At 41.5% G+C, this 20,448-nt stretch carries 15 protein-coding genes; 11 read left to right on the plus strand and 4 right to left on the minus strand.

The genetic code is table 11. The features are described from left to right. Positions 1 to 8 precede the first annotated feature (8 nt). Positions 9 to 590, minus strand: coding sequence for a glycerol-3-phosphate 1-O-acyltransferase PlsY (gene plsY, locus D4T97_RS14100; protein WP_126051396.1), 582 nt, complete (start codon positions 588 to 590; stop codon positions 9 to 11). Positions 591 to 758: 168 nt separating this feature from the next. On the opposite strand from plsY, the gene D4T97_RS14105 reads away from it, so the two are divergent. From D4T97_RS14105 to D4T97_RS14155, 11 genes are all read left to right on the plus strand, one after another. After that, positions 759 to 1,172, plus strand: a complete 414-nt coding sequence (locus D4T97_RS14105) for a CoA-binding protein (protein WP_126051397.1) — start codon at positions 759 to 761, stop codon at positions 1,170 to 1,172. A gap of 614 nt (positions 1,173 to 1,786) precedes the next feature. Continuing rightward, complete coding sequence (parE, locus tag D4T97_RS14110) at positions 1,787 to 3,766, plus strand: DNA topoisomerase IV subunit B (RefSeq protein WP_126051398.1); 1,980 nt, start codon at positions 1,787 to 1,789, stop codon at positions 3,764 to 3,766. Beyond that, positions 3,763 to 6,195 carry a DNA topoisomerase IV subunit A gene (gene parC / locus D4T97_RS14115; RefSeq protein ID WP_126051399.1) on the plus strand — a complete coding sequence of 811 codons (2,433 nt, stop codon included), beginning with the start codon at positions 3,763 to 3,765 and terminating at the stop codon, positions 6,193 to 6,195. Before parE ends, parC begins: the two co-directional genes overlap by 4 nt. 392 nt (positions 6,196 to 6,587) lie before the next feature. After that, positions 6,588 to 7,622: an N-acetyl-gamma-glutamyl-phosphate reductase gene (gene argC / locus D4T97_RS14120; RefSeq protein ID WP_126051400.1), complete on the plus strand. Its 1,035-nt coding sequence runs from the start codon at positions 6,588 to 6,590 to the stop codon at positions 7,620 to 7,622. A 20-nt stretch (positions 7,623 to 7,642) separates the two neighbouring features. Next, positions 7,643 to 8,422, plus strand: a complete 780-nt coding sequence (argB, locus tag D4T97_RS14125; RefSeq protein WP_126051401.1) for an acetylglutamate kinase — start codon at positions 7,643 to 7,645, stop codon at positions 8,420 to 8,422. Continuing rightward, positions 8,423 to 9,544, plus strand: a complete 1,122-nt coding sequence (locus D4T97_RS14130; RefSeq protein ID WP_126051402.1) for an acetylornithine transaminase — start codon at positions 8,423 to 8,425, stop codon at positions 9,542 to 9,544. A gap of 69 nt (positions 9,545 to 9,613) precedes the next feature. Continuing rightward, positions 9,614 to 10,669 (plus strand): carbamoyl phosphate synthase small subunit, encoded by a 1,056-nt coding sequence (locus D4T97_RS14135; protein WP_164525580.1) that lies wholly within the window; start codon positions 9,614 to 9,616, stop codon positions 10,667 to 10,669. Continuing rightward, the gene (locus tag D4T97_RS14140; protein ID WP_126051404.1) at positions 10,662 to 13,790 is read left to right on the plus strand and encodes a carbamoyl phosphate synthase large subunit; all 3,129 of its coding nucleotides are present in this window, start codon (positions 10,662 to 10,664) and stop codon (positions 13,788 to 13,790) included. Before D4T97_RS14135 ends, D4T97_RS14140 begins: the two co-directional genes overlap by 8 nt. Continuing rightward, positions 13,787 to 14,734 carry an ornithine carbamoyltransferase gene (gene argF / locus D4T97_RS14145; protein ID WP_126051405.1) on the plus strand — a complete coding sequence of 316 codons (948 nt, stop codon included), beginning with the start codon at positions 13,787 to 13,789 and terminating at the stop codon, positions 14,732 to 14,734. The genes D4T97_RS14140 and argF overlap by 4 nt, the downstream gene beginning before the upstream one ends. A 72-nt stretch (positions 14,735 to 14,806) precedes the next feature. Then, entirely contained in the window at positions 14,807 to 15,265 is a 459-nt protein-coding gene (locus D4T97_RS14150; RefSeq protein ID WP_164525581.1) for a staygreen family protein, read from the plus strand. 922 nt (positions 15,266 to 16,187) lie between these two features. After that, positions 16,188 to 17,300, plus strand: a complete 1,113-nt coding sequence (locus D4T97_RS14155) for a CAP domain-containing protein (RefSeq protein ID WP_126051407.1) — start codon at positions 16,188 to 16,190, stop codon at positions 17,298 to 17,300. Positions 17,301 to 17,355: 55 nt separating this feature from the next. Here D4T97_RS14155 and D4T97_RS14160 read toward each other — a convergent pair whose 3' ends face one another. The 3 genes from D4T97_RS14160 to D4T97_RS14170 form a co-directional block, all read right to left on the minus strand. Beyond that, positions 17,356 to 17,853: an aminodeoxychorismate lyase gene (locus D4T97_RS14160; protein WP_126051408.1), complete on the minus strand. Its 498-nt coding sequence runs from the start codon at positions 17,851 to 17,853 to the stop codon at positions 17,356 to 17,358. Continuing rightward, positions 17,843 to 18,223, minus strand: a complete 381-nt coding sequence (locus D4T97_RS14165; protein ID WP_126051409.1) for a hypothetical protein — start codon at positions 18,221 to 18,223, stop codon at positions 17,843 to 17,845. Before D4T97_RS14165 ends, D4T97_RS14160 begins: the two co-directional genes overlap by 11 nt. A 173-nt stretch (positions 18,224 to 18,396) precedes the next feature. Further along, positions 18,397 to 20,130 (minus strand): sulfate adenylyltransferase, encoded by a 1,734-nt coding sequence (locus tag D4T97_RS14170; RefSeq protein WP_126051410.1) that lies wholly within the window; start codon positions 20,128 to 20,130, stop codon positions 18,397 to 18,399. Positions 20,131 to 20,448 lie beyond the last annotated feature (318 nt).

A 20,448-nucleotide genomic window follows, 5' to 3' on the forward strand; every position in this document is an offset into this window, starting at 1 on the left:
ATTTTATATTAAATCCACGTCACTTTCGGTTCGGTTTTATCCCGGATTCTTTTTAAATTTGCCCTATGGCGGTAAATGACAAATGTCTCGAAAGCCGCTACAACAGCTACCAGCAGCCAGTCTTGTAGAATAAGGCTGTAAATGATGCCGAATATACCTGCCATCATGGATGACAGGGAGACATATTTGGAAATTTTTAAAGTCAGGAAAAATGCTGCGACTAATACTACAAATAGAATCGGATTATAACCTAGCAATACACCTGCAGATGTAGCGACTGCCTTCCCCCCGCGAAAGTTGGCAAAGACAGGGAAGCTATGGCCGATGACGGCAAACATGCCAACCAACAGGGGATGGACATCCAGACCGAATATCATAGGGAGAAAAATAGTCACTGTGCCTTTTAAAATATCAGCAATCGTTACCGCGGCTCCCGCTTTTTTTCCAAGCGTACGGAAAGTGTTTGTACCGCCAAGATTCCCACTTCCGTGCTCTCTAATGTCTATCCCATAAAACAACTTACCGACAATAAGGCCGGAAGGGATAGATCCAATTAAATAAGATAATAAAAAAACTACGAAATAAAGCATGAGATATTGCCCCTTTGTTCAAAATATACGATACATTTGCTTTTTCATTGTACCATGATAGTGAATAAAATAAGTAAGATTTCTTGCAAATCTATTGATGGCGCTTGCATCAAAAGAAATAGTGACATACGATAGTATTAAGAGATACGATATAAGGGAGGCTAATCCATGGCAATTGAAAATCCCAGCAGGGAAGAGATGGGTAAAATTTTAAAAAAAGCAAAACGCATAGCAGTCGTCGGATTGAGTGACAACCCAGAACGGACATCTTACAGCGTATCAGAAGCAATGAAGGAGTCCGGTTATGAAATCATACCAGTTAATCCGAATGTAGACGAAGTTTTTGGGGTCAAGGCAGTCTCTTCATTAAAGGAAATTGATGGACATGTGGATATAGTTAACATATTTAGACGCTCCGAGTTTCTTCCTGAACTTGCAAAAGAGTTTGTGGAAATTGATGCGGATGTATTTTGGGCGCAGCTTGGCGTAGAAAATGAAGAGGCTTATCAGTTTTTGAAAGACAAAGGATGTACGGTGATCATGAACCGCTGTATCAAGGTAGAACATTCATTGACCCGATAAAAAACAAGCGCAGCCAGCGCTTGTTTTTTTCGCCGTGATACATAAGAGAAGCGAGAGGCGCGCAGCCTTAGTAGACAAGCACAAGACAAATTGCGAGGAGGCTGTTCATCAGCCAACATATTAAAGCTACTGGCATCAAACACTTCTTGTGAAACCTTAGCGAGTAAACTTCATGCAACTTTGCGCTGGGCTGAAAAATCCTTTTCGAACAAGCCATGGCGAAGGAGTCACTAGACGCGAAAGTTGCGTTGATAGGTGCTTGCAGCCTTAAAGCGCACGCTTTATGGCGTAGGCAGGATCATGGCGCGACTTTCTCGAAAAACTGACGCTTTTCCTTCTAGCTGTGTAACGCTGCCGAAGCTTTCCTTGTTCTGTAGCTTCTCACTTGTACTGCTAGTGCGCCTATGCCAATAGCCCGTCCTGTCCGTCGGACCTGACGCAGTATGCTATTGACAATTAAGTAATTTAAAGTTTCTTTAACAATCAAAGAATCAGCATTTGCCAAATGCGATAACCGGGTTATACAATAGGACATGCTCAAATAATTATGATATAGTATAATTGCGAACAGATGTTTCTGTGGCGGTTTTAAGCCCTATGAAAGGGGAATTTATATGGCTGGAAATATGACAATAACCGATTATAATGATGACTCTATTCAGATTTTAGAGGGGCTGGAGGCTGTTAGAAAACGCCCGGGTATGTATATAGGGTCAACTGATGCACGCGGCCTGCATCATCTAGTGTATGAAATTGTTGACAACTCGGTGGACGAGGCCTTAGCAGGATATGGCGATCGAATCACCGTAAAAATTCATAAGGATAATAGTATAAGCGTCGAAGACAAGGGCAGGGGGATGCCGACCGGTCTGCACCAATCCGGTAAACCTACAACCGAAGTCATTCTAACTGTACTTCATGCCGGGGGCAAATTCGGGCAAGGCGGATATAAAACAAGCGGAGGCCTGCATGGCGTTGGTGCTTCGGTGGTAAACGCCCTTTCCGAATGGTTGGTAGTGACGATAAAAAGGGATGGATATACATACGAACAGAGATTCCATCATGGAGGAAAGCCAGAAACAACACTTGAACGACTGGGACCAACTAGACAAACCGGAACGACCATCCATTTCAAACCTGATCCGGAGATTTTTAGTGTTACTTCTTATAATTACGAGGTATTAAGCACCCGCTTAAGGGAGTCAGCATTTTTATTAAAAGGTCTAGCAATAGAGCTCATCGATTTAAGGAACGACCAGCAGGAAGTGTTCCATTATGAAAATGGCATAGAAGCTTTTGTTGAATACTTGAACGGCGAGAAAGATGTCCTTCATCCCGTTGTATCGATAGAAGGAAATGCCAGTGGCATAGAGGTGGAATTTGCCTTCCAATTTAACGATGGATTTTCTGAGAATATTCTGTCTTTTGTAAACAATGTAAGGACAAAGGATGGCGGTACGCATGAAGTTGGGGCAAAAACAGCAATTACGAGGGTTTTCAATGAATTTGCACGCAAAACAGGGATGCTGAAAGAAAAAGATAAAAACCTGGAAGGCAATGATATCAGGGAAGGTCTTGCAGCGATCGTTTCGGTACGGGTTCCTGAGGATATGCTGCAATTTGAAGGCCAGACAAAAGGAAAATTGGGTACAGCTGAAGCAAGATCTGCAGTAGATACGATCATTTCGGAACATTTATCTTATTTTCTAGCTGAAAACCCTACTGCCAGCTCATTGCTTGTGAAAAAAGCGATCAAAGCTGCACAGGCAAGGGAAGCAGCAAGAAAAGCCAGGGAAGATGCACGCAGCGGCAAACGCCGTAAACGTACCGATGCATTATTGTCTGGAAAACTCACACCTGCACAGTCTAAAAACCCGAATAAGAACGAGCTTTATCTTGTGGAAGGGGATTCTGCAGGAGGATCAGCTAAGCAAGGACGCGATCGGCGGTTCCAGGCAGTGCTTCCTCTTCGGGGAAAAGTTATTAATACTGAGAAAGCAAAACTCGAGGATATTTTTAAAAACGAAGAAATCAATACAATCATACACACAATCGGGGCCGGGGTCGGATCTGATTTTAATATCGATGATGTCAACTACGACAAGGTTATCATCATGACAGATGCAGATACAGACGGGGCCCATATCCAAGTGCTGCTTCTTACCTTTTTCTACAGGTATATGAAGCCGCTGATTGAAGCCGGGAAGGTATTTATCGCGCTTCCTCCGTTATATAAAGTAAGCAAAGGCTCAGGTAAAAAAGAAGTGATTGAATATGCTTGGACAGATGATGAGCTGGATGGAGTGACAAAGAAAGTCGGCAAAGGCTTCATGCTCCAACGGTATAAAGGTCTTGGAGAAATGAATCCAGACCAGTTATGGGAAACAACTATGAATCCTGAAACAAGAACCCTTATCCGCGTGTTAATCGATGATGCAGCAAGTGCGGAGAAACGGGTTACAACATTAATGGGCGATAAAGTAGAACCGCGCCGAAAATGGATAGAAAAAAACGTCCAGTTTGGGATGCAGGAAGACTTGAATATTTTGGAAAATGAAAATATCACGGTAGAAGGGGGTACTGCAATTTCATGACAGCAGTAGAAAGATTTCAAGACTTGCCCCTTGAGGAAGTGCTTGGCGACCGCTTTGGACGCTACAGTAAATACATTATTCAAGAACGGGCTCTGCCGGATGCCCGCGATGGCTTAAAACCGGTACAGCGAAGGATTTTGTATGCCATGCATATGGATGGTAATACTGCGGAGAAAGGCTTCAGAAAATCGGCGAAGACAGTTGGTAATGTTATCGGTAACTACCATCCCCACGGAGACACTTCTGTTTATGAAGCAATGGTCAGGATGAGTCAGGAGTGGAAAGTACGGAAAATCTTGGTTGAAATGCACGGTAACAACGGTAGCATCGACGGCGATCCGCCAGCAGCCATGAGGTATACCGAAGCACGGCTGTCGGAACTGTCAGCTGAGCTCCTCAGGGACATTGAAAAAAGAACAGTCGATTTCATTCCAAATTTTGACGATACCTCCTCTGAGCCTACAGTCCTGCCAGCCAGGTTTCCCAACTTGCTGGTCAATGGCTCTACAGGTATTTCAGCAGGCTACGCGACCGATATTCCTCCCCATCATTTAGGGGAAGTCATTGATGCAGTCATCATGAGGATTGAAAAGGCATCCTGTACAGTGGAAGATGTTATGACTGTTATTAATGGTCCCGACTTCCCAACGGGCGGTATCATCCAAGGGATTGACGGCATTAAAAAAGCGTACGAAACAGGAAAAGGGAGAATTGTAGTCAGGGGCAAAACCGAGATTGAATCAATCCGGGGAGGAAGAGAGCAAATTGTCATAACCGAGCTCCCTTATGATGTCAACAAAGCGAACCTAGTAAAAAAAATGGATGAATTCCGTTTGGACAGGAAGCTTGAAGGCATTTCGGAAGTCCGGGATGAAACGGACAGGACAGGGCTTCGGATTGTCATCGAACTAAGAAGAGAAGCTGATGCTGAGGGAATACTTAATTACCTATTTAAAAACAGCGACCTTCAAGTTACGTACAATTTTAATATGGTGGCAATCCAGGATCAAAGGCCAAAACTGATGGGCATATTGGACTTGCTTGATTCCTATATTAAGCATCAAAAAGAAGTGGTTACAAACCGTTCCCGCTATGATTTGGAAAAAGCCCTGGAACGTCAGCATATCGTGGAAGGCTTGATGAAAGCACTCTCCATACTTGATGAAGTGATTACAACCATCCGTGCGTCAAAGGATAAACGCGATGCCAAAAACAATCTGATCAAGAGCTTCCAGTTTTCAGAAAAGCAGGCGGAAGCTATTGTTTCTCTCCAATTGTACCGACTGACAAATACAGATATCACTGCACTGCAAAAAGAAGCGCAAGAGTTGGCAGAGGTGATTCAACAGTTGACCGCCATTCTTGAAAGCGACAAGAAACTATTAAGTGTAATAAAGAAAGAATTAAAAGACATCAAGAAAAAGTATGCAGATGAACGCCGCACGGTCATTGAAAATGAGATTGAGGAAATCAAAATCAATCTTGAAGTAACGATTCCAAACGAAGATGTTATTGTCACCGTAACTAAGGATGGTTATATTAAGCGGACGAGCATACGATCTTTTTCTGCATCTAATGGACAGGATCTGGCAATGAAAGAGCTGGACAGACTTCTGTTGCAGGAAGAATTGAATATGGCTGATACTCTACTATTGTTCACCAATAAAGGCAATTATATTTATTTGCCTGTTCATGAACTAACGGATATTCGTTGGAAAGACCTTGGTCAGCACATTTCCGGTATTGTACCTATCGATCAGGATGAAGAAATCATTAAAGCGATATCGATTAAAGATTTCAAAGATGAGAAATTCCTTTTATTCGTCACTAAAGGCGGGATGGTGAAAAAAAGTGCCCTGGAGCTTTACCAGGTGCAGAGATATTCACGTCCGCTTGTCGCTGTCAATTTGCGGCCTGACGATGTAGTTGTAGATGTGCATTTGACTGATGGGAAATCAAATATATTTTTGGCAACACATTTTGGCTATGGAGTGTTTTTTGAGGAAACGGAAATTAATCCTATAGGGGTACGGGCTCGGGGAGTCATAGGGATGAATTTGCTGGATGGCGACTATGTCATTGGCGGTGAAGTTTTCCCAAGTGATAGCAGCCCTTCAGTTATTATTGCAACAAACCGCGGCGCGGTCAAAAAGATGAAGCTTTCGGAATTTGACAAAAGCAGCAGGGCTAAACGTGGTGTAGTCATGCTGAGAGAGCTGAAGAGCAATCCTCATAGATTAGTCGGACTTAAGTTAACGAATGATGACAAGCCTATAAGCATTCAGACAGACCGTGCCAAAATCGAAAAAGTTCTTCCGTCCCAAGTAAGATTCAACGATCGATATTCCAACGGTTCCTTTTTAATTGATGAAAAGGATAGCGGCCAAGTGACAGAAATATGGGTTGAACCAGAAATTGAAGATGTATAATGTCAAAAGACAGTCCTTGAGTGATGAAAGGACTGTCTTTTTGTTTAAGAGTTTTAATCCGTCGTTATTTCAGCGCTTGTCACCCCTGAGCAGCCGCCTTCCGCTTTTCTAATGTCCAGCTCCGACGCCTATCGACTAGCAGACTTCGCGGACTCTTCCTACGATAAGTCAACATCGCTCCGCTGCGCTTCGCGTGTTTCCTTTATCTCGTCAGAGCCACTCCAGTCTGTACGTCGATGGACAGGCGTCTCCGCTTTTCTATAATCATTTTGCCTTTTTTCTAATAAGTTATAAATATACTATTGAATTTATTTTTATACATAGTATAATGAATTACATCTTCATATTAAAACGGAAAATATAGGTAAGTTTATATCAAGGAGTGGTTGTAAGTGAAAGCAGGAGTAATTGGAGCAACGGGATATGGGGGAGCTGAACTGCTCAGAATCTTGCAATCTCACCCACAGTTTAAAATTGAATCGGTCTATTCATCTTCACAGCAAGGTAAAAGCATTATAGAACATTATCCACATTTAACAGATGTTGTACCATTGACCCTGGAGGAGATTGATCCGGCAGCGATTGCGAAAAAAACAGATATCGTTTTTCTGGCTACACCTTCAGGAATTTCCACTGAAATTGCACCGGCCCTGTTAAAGGAAGGATGCACGGTCATTGACTTATCGGGAGACTTCCGATTGAAAAACATACATGATTATGAAAAATGGTATAGGAAAACACCAGCCCCACAGGAATGGGTCGACAAAGCGGTTTATGCGATGCCTGAGCTCAATCGTTCGGACATCAAGGATACAAAATTCATATCCAATCCAGGGTGCTACCCTACGGCGACGCTACTTGGGCTGGCCCCGATTGTACAAAATGGTCTGATAGAAGAAAGCTCAATCATTATTGATGCAAAATCGGGTGTATCCGGAGCTGGACAAACAGCGTCTTTCCATACAATTTACAATGAACTTAATGAAAATTTTAAAATATATAAAGTGAATGCCCACCAGCATATACCTGAGATTGAGCAGATGCTTTCGGGGTGGGGCTATGAATCTCCCATTTCGTTCAATACTCACCTTGTCCCAATGACAAGAGGGATCATGACAACGATTTATGCTTCATTAAAATCTAACGTAAGCCAAGAAGAATTAATTAAAGTTTATAACGAGTTTTACAAGGAGGAGCCGTTTATAAGAGTTCGTAAAAACGGTAATTTCCCTGCTACAAAAGAGGTTTATGGTTCCAATTATTGCGATATGGGTATTGGGGTAGACACGCGCACAGGGAGAGTGACCATCGTTTCGGTCATTGATAATCTGATGAAAGGCGCTGCGGGCCAGGCAGTTCAAAATGCAAACATCCTATGCGGATTTGATGAAACTGCAGGACTTCATTTTACACCCGTTTATCCATAGGTTATGGAGGATGAAAAACAATGAAAGATATTATTGTTATCAAATGCGGAGGAAGCATGATCGATTCACTCTCCGATGATTTTTATAAAAGTATTAAAGATTTGAAGGACAGTGGACTTCAGCCGGTTATTGTCCACGGTGGAGGACCGGCCATTAATCAAATGTTGGAAGAATTAGAGATTAAAAGCGAATTTAACAACGGATTGAGAAAAACGACTTCAGATGTCATGGAAGTCGTAGAAATGGTATTATCCGGATCCATGACTAACACTCTCGTTCGTAATTTGGCTAAACACGGACTTCCAGCCCTTGGAATGACTGGCTTTGACAGCTCTTTGTTAAAAGCGAAGGCATTGGATTTTGAAAACTTGGGATTTGTTGGGGAAATTACAGAAGTGAATAGTGATTTCCTGCTTAATATCATTTCCATGGGAGTCATACCTGTCATTTCACCATTGGCTGCAGGAATTGATGGGGCTGCCTGCTATAATATCAATGCAGATACAGCGGCAGGCGCCATCGCAGTTGCTCTAAATGCAAGCAAACTCTTGTTTGTCACGGATGTTCCGGGAGTTTTAAAAGAAAAGAGTCTTATCGAAAATGCTACAGTTCCAGATATGATGAAACTGATTGATGACGGCACAATTACAGGCGGGATGGTCCCAAAAGTAATGGCTGCCATCGATAGCTTGGATGGGGGCATGTCCAACGTGATGATTGTCAGCGGCAAAAATAGCTTGCTGAATGGTGAAAAAATCGTTGGCACAACCATCTACAAAGAAATGGAGGCCGTATACTAAATGTCACACATATTTAACACATATGCCAGATGGGACGTTGAACTTGTTTCTGGTAATGGAACAAAGGTCATTGATAAAAATGGAAAAGAATATTTAGACTTCACTTCAGGAATCGGAGTGTGTAACTTGGGACATTGCCATCCAGATGTTGTAAAGGCACTCCAGGAGCAGCTTACCAAGCTCTGGCACACATCGAACCTATTTCAAAGTTCGTTGCAGGAACAAGTGGCTGAGCAGCTTACTGAACATTCATGCGGAGATGCAGTTTTCTTCGCCAACAGTGGTGCCGAAGCAAATGAAGCAGCGATAAAACTGGCAAGAAAATATACAGGAAAATCGAAGATCATCACTTTTCTTCAGTCATTTCACGGCCGTACGCTGGGAACAATTGCAGCAACGGGACAGGAGAAAGTAAAAACGGGTTTTGGTCCATTATTGGAAACGTTTGTCCACGTTCCATTTAATGATATAGAGGCATTGAAAAATGAGGTGGATAGTGAAACAGCAGCCATCATGCTCGAAGTTGTGCAAGGAGAAGGCGGTGTATTGCCTGCAGACCCGGAATTTTTAAAAGAAGTTGAAAAAATCTGTGAAGAAAATAATATTCTTCTGATTATTGATGAGGTACAGACCGGAATTGGGAGGACTGGGAAGCCTTTTGCTTACCAGCACTATAACCTTTCACCGGATATTATCACTTCGGCTAAAGGACTAGGCAACGGGATTCCTGTCGGAGCAATGATTGGAAAGGAAAAGCTTAAATCCGCATTCTCTCCAGGTACACACGCAACGACTTTCGGCGGCGGCCCACTGGCAATGACGGCGGCAAGTGCTGCTTTAAAACTCATTTTTGATGAGGAATTCCTTGCAGACGTTGAAAAGAAAGGCGACTATTTGGTACAAAAATTATCATCTCTGGATGGTATCGTTGATATCCGCCATAAAGGTCTCATGTTGGGTATAGAGTTTTCGGAAGACGTCGGTGAACGTCTGGCAAAACTGAGGGAAAAGGGACTGATTGTATTGAATGCCGGTCCGAATGTTATACGGATGCTCCCTCCATTAACTGTTTCTATTGACGAGATTGATGAAGCAGTTGAAATTTTACAAAAGAACGTTTAATTTTTTTAGCTTCTCATGTATAAAAATACAGCTTTTAAAATAAAAATGCGAAAGCGGGGAGAGGAAGAAATGGAAGGATCCTTAATACTCGCTAATGGTGAAATATTTACCGGAAAGTGGCATGGCAGACAAAAAGATCATATTGGAGAATTGATATTTTTTACAGGTATGGGTCGATTCCAGGAATTTATTACAGATCCTGCCAATCAAGGAAAAATTGTCATAGCCACTTTTCCTGGCATATTAAATAGCGATTTAGATCATTCAAAGTCTGAAAGCGACAAAATTCAAATTGGAGGCCTGATCAGCCAGCAGGATGTCTCATTGCCAATGAATTCTAACGGAAAATCCGTATTGGATATTTTTTCCGCACAAAATATTCCTATCCTATCAGGAATGGATACTAGAGCCTTGATCAAACGTGTGAAAACAGATGGTGAAATGCCGGCTGTCATTTCATCCGGGCATAAGGCGAACCGATTAGACGGTCACACAGAAGCCGTGGTTGCAATGTCCGGCACAGAATATGTCGTTCAAAATGGAAATAAGCATATCGTCATTATCAATTTTGGATATAAGAAATCACTTATTCAAGCAGTATCTAAGTTTGGTAATAAAGTAACGGTAGTTTCCAATCATATCGATATGAATTTGATGAACTCCTTACAACCAGACGGACTCATCTTTTCTGGGGGAGCGGGAGATCCGATGCAATGGCACAAATTTTTCCCGCAATATAAACAGTTGGCCATGAAATATCCAACAATTGGACTTGGGCTGGGCCACCAAATTCTTGCCCTTTCTTTTGGGGCAACTGTTGAAAAAATGCCTACCGGCCATCGTAATTTTAAGGAAGCTGTCATACACACAGAGTCCAAAAAGGTCTTTATGTCCAGTCAAAATCACGGCTATGCAGTCAACGAGAAAGACTTAATTAAGAGAGGATTGCGTGTGTCGTTTAAAAATGTCCATGACGGTACAGTGGAAGGCTTGGAGCATGAACAATATCCATTGGCGACCTATCAATTTCATCCTGAACAAATTAATAATCCTTTAAATGAACTGATCTTTAATAATTTCTTTCAAACAGTGAACGAAAGCAAAGGAGCACGTATTTATGCCTAAGGGAAAAGACATCAAGAAGGTTCTTGTGCTCGGTTCGGGACCTATCGTCATCGGGCAGGCGGCTGAATTTGATTATGCAGGGACACAAGCCTGCCTGGCCTTGCAGGAAGAAGGATGCGAGGTTGTACTGGTCAACAATAATCCTGCTACCATTATGACTGATGAGCAATTTGCCCAAACCGTCTATTTTGAACCGCTGACAGTGAAAAGCATCGTCGAGATAATCAAAAAAGAAAAACCCGACAGTATTCTGGGGACGCTTGGAGGACAGACCGGACTCAATTTGACAGTTGACTTATATAAGCAGGGCATTTTGGATGAATTCAATATCCGGGTGCTCGGCACGACACCGGAATCGATCATCCAGGGCGAAGACAGAGAAGCTTTTCGCGCCCTTATGCATGAACTGGATGAGCCGGTTCCGAACAGTGAAATCATACACACGATCGATGAGGCGTTATCCTTTGCGAAAAAGCAAGGGTATCCGATCATCATTCGACCTGCCTATACGCTTGGAGGCGGAGGCGGGGGCATCGTAAACAATGAAGAGGAATTACTTAGGGTTGTTAAAAAGGGGCTTGAATCCAGCCCTATCACACAATGTCTAATCGAAAAAAGCATCGCCGGGTTCAAAGAGATTGAATTTGAAATGATCCGGGATGCTAATGATACTTGCATCGCTATCTGCAGCATGGAGAATTTTGATCCAGTTGGAGTCCATACAGGTGATTCCATCGTATTTGCTCCGCAGCAAACATTGACTGATGAACAATTCGATGCATTATACCAATCAGCTCTAAAAATCATCCGCGCTTTAAAGATTATCGGTGGTTGTAATATTCAATTTGCTCAGGATCCTGAGACTTGCCAATATTATTTGATTGAAGTTAATCCAAGGCTAAGCAGATCGTCCGCATTGGCCTCCAAAGCGACTGGCTACCCGATTGCAAGGATTGCTGCAAAACTTGGTCTCGGTTATCATCTGCACGAAATCATTAATCCTGTGACAGGTACTACTTTTGCAAGTTCCGAACCGGTGGTCGACTATACTGTTGTAAAAATGCCGCGGTGGGCTTTCGATAAATTTCCGGATGCCAAAAGAGAGCTGGGAACGACAATGAAAGCCACAGGGGAAGTCATGGCGATTGACCGATTACTTCCTTCCGCTTTGCAAAAAGCAGTAAGGTCCCTCGAGTTAAAAACAAAAGGACTCGAATTAAAAGGAATATCAGATAAAAGTAGTGCAGAGCTTTGGAACTCTGTCAATCATGCTGACGACATCCGTTTCTTTGCAATTCTTGAGCTTTTGAGAAGAGGCGTAACAACGAAAGAGGTACATCAGGAAACAAACATCCATCCCTTTTTCCTTGAGGTTTTAGCAGAACTTATTCGTATGGAAAACATAGCCAAAGAAGAAAACATAGATACAATCAGCCCTGAACTGCTAAGGCAGTTAAAAGAAAATGGATTTTCGGATGCTTGGCTTGCTTCTATTTGGGATACATCGCTTGATCACATCAGGAATAAACGCAAAGAGTTTGATGTCGAACCCGTTTTTCAAATGGTTGATTCGTGTGCAGGCGAATTTACAGCAGCAGCCCCTTATTTCTATTCCACATGGAAAGGGGAGGGCGACCAGGTTTTAACGGACGGAAAGAGGAAAAAAATTGCAATTATCGGATCTGGCCCCGTCCGAATCGGGCAAGGAATTGAATTTGATTATTGTACGGTACGAGCGGCACTTGCTTTAAAAGACTCAGGATATGAGACGATTTTGATCAATAATAATCCTGGAACAGTCAGCACAGACTTTCAAATTGCAGATCGCCTTTATTTCGAGCCACTTCATCTTGAAGATGTTTTAAATATATTGGAATATGAAAAACCTGATGGAGTCATCGTTCAGCTTGGAGGCCAGACAGCAATTAATCTCGCGGAGGGCTTGGAAGATAACGGTGTCCCACTATTATCGATCACACAGGATCAAATAGATATAGTAGAAGATCGAGAGAGATTCTATTCCTTGTTGAAAGAACTGGACATACCACATATTCCTGGAATTACAGCTAATGATGAGGCTAATTTGAAATCAAAAGCAGCTGAAATGGGTTTCCCGGTTTTATTGAGACCTTCCTATGTGATCGGCGGGCAAGGAATGCTGATCATAGACAGTGCGGAAGAATTGGATAAATATCTTGCTAGTATTGAATATCCGGTATTGGTTGATGCTTATTATCAGGGACTGGAACTTGAAGTTGACGTTTTGACTGACGGAAATGATATTCTCATTCCTGCCTATTTCGAACATATAGAAAAAGCAGGTGTCCATTCCGGCGACAGCATGACGATCACGCCGCCGGTCAATATATCTGACGAAATTAAAGAAACAGTTTTTGAGTTTGCCAAAAGGGTTGCTCAGAAGCTAAATTTCAAAGGCATATTCAATGTGCAATTTGTTGTTTATAACAACATTGTCTATATGCTGGAAGTAAATCCAAGGGCCTCGCGTACAGTTCCAATTGTAAGTAAAATTACTGGGATTAAACTAATTGATGAATGTGTGAACATACTGACAGGATCATCATTGGCCATTGAAAAACGAAAAATACCATCTTTTTATACAATTAAAAACCCTATTTTTTCTACTGGAAAACTCGACGGGCTGGACCCGAAGCTTACACCTGAAATGAAGTCAACAGGTGAGCTTATCGGGATTGGCAAGACGGTCGAAGAGGCTCTTGCCAAAGCAATGGTGTGGAACGAACGCCTTTCATCTAAACAACAAAAAGGGCGTCAGGAAATCTTCGTGGATGCAAATAAACAGGATAAAGACATTATCGAAAAATTAATTGTTGAATCAGATGTCAACATGGTCACGGAGAAAATGGGCGTCTCTTTTACAGATTGGGTAAAAGCCGGAAGTGGTTCGGTTTTACTGAGTCTCGGCAATGACACGGATTCCATTATCAAGAGGCAAATGGCTTCCGCAGCACAGTTGGAGGTTATGACTGAGCTTGAAACGTTTAAAGCATATTTAACAGCGATAAAACAAACTGTCAGCGAACCGAAATCGCTCCAAAGCTGGCTCGAAACAAAAGGAAAGGACGTGGTGACATCATGACAGCAACATCCGTTTCACTCAAAGGAAGACATTTACTTACGCTTGCCGACTATACAAAAGAAGAAATTATGAAAATCATCAATGATGCCATAAAACTGAAAGATATGCAGAAGAAGGGAGTAACCCACCATTATTTGAAGGGTAAGTCCATTGCAATGATTTTTGAAAAACTCTCTACAAGAACGCGTGTATCCTTTGAAGTTGGGATGATTCAATTGGGAGGCCATGCATTATTTCTAGGTAAAGATGATCTTCAAATGGGACGTGGTGAGACAGTCGAGGATACAGCCAAAGTATTATCCCGCTTTGTTGATGGAATTATGATCAGAGCATACAGCCATGACTCCGTCGTGCAGCTTGCTAACAATTCCAGTGTCCCGGTCATCAATGGATTGACAGACGACTATCATCCTTGCCAAGTTTTGGCCGACTTGATGACTTTATATGAAGCAAAAGGGAGTCTGGAAGGCAAGAAACTGGCCTATGTAGGTGATGGGAACAACATGACGCATTCTTTGATGATCGGTTGTGCAAAAATCGGCGTACATTGCTCAATTGCTGCTCCAAAAGGCTATGAACCAAAACAGGCAATCGTTGAAAAAGCTCAAGAAATTGCTAAGGAAACAGGAGCAAAGATTGAGATTACAAATGATCCGAAAGAAGCTGTAAATGGTGCAGATGCAGTTTATACAGATGTATGGACCAGTATGGGCTGGGAGGAAGAACAACAACAGAGATTAAAAGCTTTTGCTGATTTTCAAGTGAACAGCGAGCTGATGGCGGCAGCTGATCAAGAAGCTGTTTTCCTGCATTGCCTGCCTGCACATCGTGGTGAGGAAGTTAGTGCAGAGGTTATCGATGGACCGCAATCCCTGGTTTTTGATGAAGCGGAAAACCGCCTGCATGTTCAAAAAGCATTGATGGTTGCATTGATGGCTGACTAATCGATTAGCATCACCCCTAATGGGCCTTAGTCATATCATATGGAAAAGGCACCAAAAAAGGGGAGATGCTGCATGGAGAAATTGGAGTACGATCAATTTTCAGTAACCATCTTGCCTCCTGCAACAGCATACCGTCCAGTGGATGGAAGGAAATACACATTAATAATGTCAACTAGCGATTCAAGCTGTCATTTGGCAATCGGATTTAAATATGAAACGACCTTGTTTAACACAAAAAGCGAAAAAGTGCTTACTGCAGAATGGAAACCAAGGCTAGGAGAATATATATTGACTGGAAAAGTTTACTTTGAATCCAATCAAAAAGATGAAGCTTTACAAGCTGCATTTGATCAAATGCAAACTGAGCTGTCTAAAGCAATTCAGATGATTGTTAAAGCTGATGAAATATTATATTCTCATGTGCCATGGCTGCTGGATGCACCTATCTATATTGAAGTTGATTCGTATGATCACAAATACAAAACTATAAAATATTTGGGAACGCCTAGACAGCATTTAATAAAGGTCTAGGTTAAGGCACAGGTTAGCTGGAACCTGTGCTTTTTTTGTCTCACTATTAGAAGTATACTTATGGTATGAGATATTATTTAGTTTACTTCCTATAATTTATATTATGTAAACTAGAGAAGATAAAATAAAAAGCACTCAAGATTTATCATGTATCTTCCCTATAATGACTGTCAGATGTTGTTTTGAATTATTCCTGATGTATTGGCTCGGAATTATTACTAATTACAATTTTTGAATAAATTTTGTGATACATACTCAATTAAATGGTTCCCATAAGTATTGTTTTTTAGAAAGAATAATTATTAGCTCTAACATTGATCGGCTTACATTGGTCCTAAGTTCGACTTTATTAACTTACCATTAGCAACGTGGTATTTAGTAATTCGTACTTTTCATGATTTATTGCTGACTGTGGTAATTTTCATAGTATGCCATCATTGTCGCCTCATCCATTCCGATCAATCACAACTCATATAAATGAGGGCAAGAATTCTTTCGGTACCTCAGGAATACGTGGTCATACATTACAGACAAACCTATTTCCAAGCCATATCGCCTTAAAAAAGTCCTCATTTACCTTATACAATCGGTGCCTTCCGGAAAATTGCTCCGGTTGCATTTCCATCCTATGCTTATATATAACATTTCTAATATTAACATCGATTAATCCTACAATTGAAAGCATTGCCTCAATCCTCATTTCCTTTCTTCACTACCCCCCCGATTCCTCATCAACTTTCAAACTCCTTCCCAAATTATTTTTGCAAAGGTCTGAGATGGTAAACACATTCCACCAAATGTTTGTTCGTATTTTCAATAGTAGATCCTATATCTACCAACACGCCTTATTTCCATTTCTTCTACAAGCATTATAAAATAGATATATTGGATTCTTCATAGATATGAAAGGAGTGAATCCTGTTTGAAGCTGTTCAGAACTTTGATTGTACTCCTGTTACTTGCAGGCTTCGTATTATATAAGCAAGGAAATGAAAGAGTTGTTTCGTCTGTTCATTCCATATTTAATGCCATTCATCCATATATTGAATCAGTTAAAAATCAACCTGAGTTTAACAATATAGCTGTTGCAATTCAAGAAGGGCTTCAGAGCTTGAAGAGCGAAATAAAAGGCATTGAGACGGAAGAACCTGTTGAACGCCCATCCCTTCAAACACCAGACGAACAATCATTTTCCATCCATAACGTTGAAATTGGTGATACTAAGGGTTCTGTTGAAAAGCAAGCAGGCGAAGCAAAGCGGTCCTTCTCTAACGAATATGGAGTAAATTGGTACACTTATCACGAAAACTACCAAAATTTCTTTATGGCCGCATATGACGATCAGGGGAAAGTTGCCGGACTATATACAAATCAAGATTTGATATCGTCCCAAATCGGAATTAAAATGAACGATTCCAAAGAAACTGTTGTTGAGAAACTGGGAGAACCGGTCAAAGGGATTAGGAAAGGATTTATAACGTATCAGGTTCAAAACAATGGCGAATACAACCTCTATGAGCTTGATAATTGCTACGTGACCATATTTTTTGATAAACATAAAAATGATACGGTTACGGCGATTCAAATCATTAGTAATGAACTTGAGCACCATAAAAAAGATTTCTTTGCATCTGGAAGCAAGTTACTTGAGGAAGGCTTCGAGTATCAATTGTTCGACCTTACCAATGCAGCAAGGGTGAAGAACGGCCTCCCTGTTTTGTCCTGGAATGACCATGTGAAAATAACAGCACGCGGACATAGCTCGGATATGGCACAAAAAGGGTATTTCAGCCATGACAATTTAGAAGGCCTGTCTCCTTTTGATCGTTTGAAGCAGGATGAGATTATGTATAGAGCTGCAGGAGAAAATATTGCAAGCGGACAAGTTAGCAGCATTTTCGCCCATGAAGGACTAATGAACTCCATGGGTCATAGAAAAAATATTTTGAGTCGGGATTTTAATTCGCTTGGTGTAGGAGTGGCATTTGATTCCGAATCAAGACCATTTTATACGGAAAACTTTATTGGAAAATAGGAAAAACGCCTGAATTCCCAGTACTTCACTGGAACATCGGGCGTTTTTCGGTTCGTTATTTGAAAATCGCAGCGATCACTTCATCACGGGACATTTCACTATCCACTTCATATGAACCCGGACGCAAACGGTTTTCAACCTTTTTCTTCTCAACAGCTTTTGAGAATTTAAAAGCATCATCAATTATTTTAGCTTTAACAAGCATTCTCCCTACGTCAATGCTTGTCATTCCGTCGGTGACATTGATGACTACGCGATACACAACTTTCTTCTCATCTTCTGGTTTTTCTTTTTCTACAGCTTTCTTCGCTTCTTCAATTGCTTCTTCAATATTTTTGTCATATTCACCGGTTGTTTGCACAATAAAGCCAGATGATTCAAGTTCGGCTTTCATTTCTTCCTCAGATAATTGAGTTTCAACGATAGTCTCTTTGACTTCTTTTTTCACAGGAAGGTTTGAAGCTTCACCCTTAACAGAGAAGTAAGCAGCACTGCTAACAGAAGTAGCCAGGAGAATTCCAGCTGCAAAGCTGGCCAAGGAGTTAAATCTCATGTGCAACTTTTCTCCTTTCATTCTTACCCGCTATGTATGGTGCAATGATTTGTCTAATTTCATCTTCCGAAACATGTTTCTGTGCCGCTATATTCTCAATTGAATATTTTCGATTATACAAATCCAGTACTTCACGCATGAAAGTTCTCTCTTGGGATGAAAGCTGAAGACCAGATTCCTTTATGACAATATCCATATCAAGCTCAAGGTTCCGGATTGACTCTCTTATATCTTTTATTTCATTCATGGTTGAAATATGAATCATATCAATCTCTTTTTGCTCTTCTTTGGAGGCTTTTCGGCCTTTGACTCCTGAAATAATGAGCAATAAAGCGGAGGCTGCAAACAACCCTCCCAATGTCCATTCCATCAAAATAGGATCTCCTCTCCATTTTTAAATTGTTCCAATTACCAATTATACATCTCTAACTTAAATTTTTCGACTGGATTTTAGGAAATACGACCAAAGTCGGGGAAATCTGGGAAATTGCATTAATTTAGACACATGTAAAACCCCCGCTTATGCTGCGGGGGCATTCTATATTATTTATTCTCAGGTTCATCACTGCCGCGGTAGCGATGGTAAGGTAACGGATTCCAGATACGATACTTCAGTTCTTCAGCACGCAATGCTGGCGGAATGTCGGCGAGAATCTTTTCGGCAACTTCCAATTCTTTCCGCGATTCCTCTTTGTCCTGATATAAAAATTCGTCCGATGCTGTTTCTGGTGCCTGCTTCACTTTCTCTTTCAAGTCTTCTACAACCATTTCCTGCTGTTGTCGCAAAGCTTCACGAGCTTCAGTAACCCACTGCCTTTGCATGTCACGATCCGCATCACCAATATATGTGTATTCTTCGTAGATGTCATTATAAATGCGGTCTGCATTCAAACGAACGTCCGTTGTTGCAGCTTCCAGATCGCGGATGGTCAGCTCTTCTGGTGTCAGCTTTTCCTTCCGGTAAGTACCACCGAGACGCGTTGCTTCCAAATAAAACGGAAACATGCTTTTAATCGTTTTACCCACCGGCGAGATGGAATGTTGATTATCATCCAAACCTTTCGGCTGGATTCCCTGCATGGCAATCCGGCTGGATTCAGGCCGCACAATTTCTTTCGGCGGCATGATTCCGTGTCTGAGCATTTCCCTAATGCCTGTTCCGGAAATTTTCAGCCTGAAGCGTTCATCGTGTGAACAAGTCTTTTCTGTAGCATGATTCGAGCAACGTGTGCAATAAAAGACTTCATGGTACAACTGGACTTCAATGCCTAATTCATCAGGAGAAAAGTCGTCGAATATTGAGTGGCTTGCATATTTATCATAATAATCACCTACACCGGCATGATCACGGCCAATTAACGCGTGAGTACAGCCGAAATTTTTCATGATCAACGCATGCAATACAGTTTCCCGCGGGCCGGCAAATATGTAGGTGACCCGTAATGGAGCTAGTGATACACGTTCTTTTGGATAATAAGTATCCAAGACACTCCGATAAGAAAGCATCCGGAATTCGTTGCGGGTATACTCTCGCTTGGCCATCTCGACAAGGGGCTGAACCAATAATCCATCGACTGTTTCAAGTGCATTTTTATGAATATATTCATGTCCGCGATGTAGTGGATTCGCACCTGTTATGAATCCGCCTACGGAACGGTATTTTTTTTCTTCATAAAAGATTCTCCAAGTATCTTTCGGCTCCAGGCGAATTTTTTCAAACGGACCCCAGTCGACCCGGCGCAGAAGTGTAATCGGTCCGCCTAGTGCAACATCGCCCATCCTTCGGAAAATCGAGTCTACACCAGGATGGTTGCGGTCCGTCGTACCGAACAGCTGAGCTGCACGCTCCTCTTTATTATAGGCGAAAAGATCCTCTATTTTTAAAATAGCTACCGGCTCTTTAGTTTCGTCGGCTAATGCAACTTCATCACCAATGGAAAGTGATTCTACCACCTCTTTATTTCGGTTTCCGATCGGTGCAAAGCTAAGCGGTACCGGCCATACCACTCCATTTTTTAACCTGCCTTGATAAAGAACAGACTTATAGTCCTCTTCATTCATAAAACCTTCATTTGGTGACAAGACACCAGTGGCAATCATTTCCAGCGTAATGACAGCTTCCAAATCGACCATAATGGTTGGGAGCTGTTTCGCCCTAAAAAATTCTTCTTCCCTTTCCTTCCCTTTTAATACCCTATCTACCAGCTTTCCGCCATGAGGCTGCTGCGGAAAGTTGGCAAATCTTTCAGTTTCTAAGGCTATTATTTTTTGATCCATAGTGTACTTTCCTCCTGATTTAATATTGTGAATTCCATGTCTTCATTACTCCCAAATCGACATTATTGATATCTATTAATCTTTACTAATTCGAATTATGCATTATGTAATTTATTCAAATCTTTTGAAAACGCTTTTATTAATTTTAAAAAATAAAAAACAATGACCTTAACCGGTATTGTCGATAAGGGAAACCACTATAATACAACAAATTCTGAATTTATTATATAATCCCTTTGAAGAAATTACAAGGATATTTATATTTTGCCGGGTTGGATAAACGTATAGATAATCCTTTTTAACGGATTTGATGATTGG

The sequence above is a fragment of the Siminovitchia acidinfaciens genome, from assembly GCF_003605385.1.
GTDB classification, from domain to species: domain Bacteria; phylum Bacillota; class Bacilli; order Bacillales; family Bacillaceae_C; genus Siminovitchia; species Siminovitchia acidinfaciens.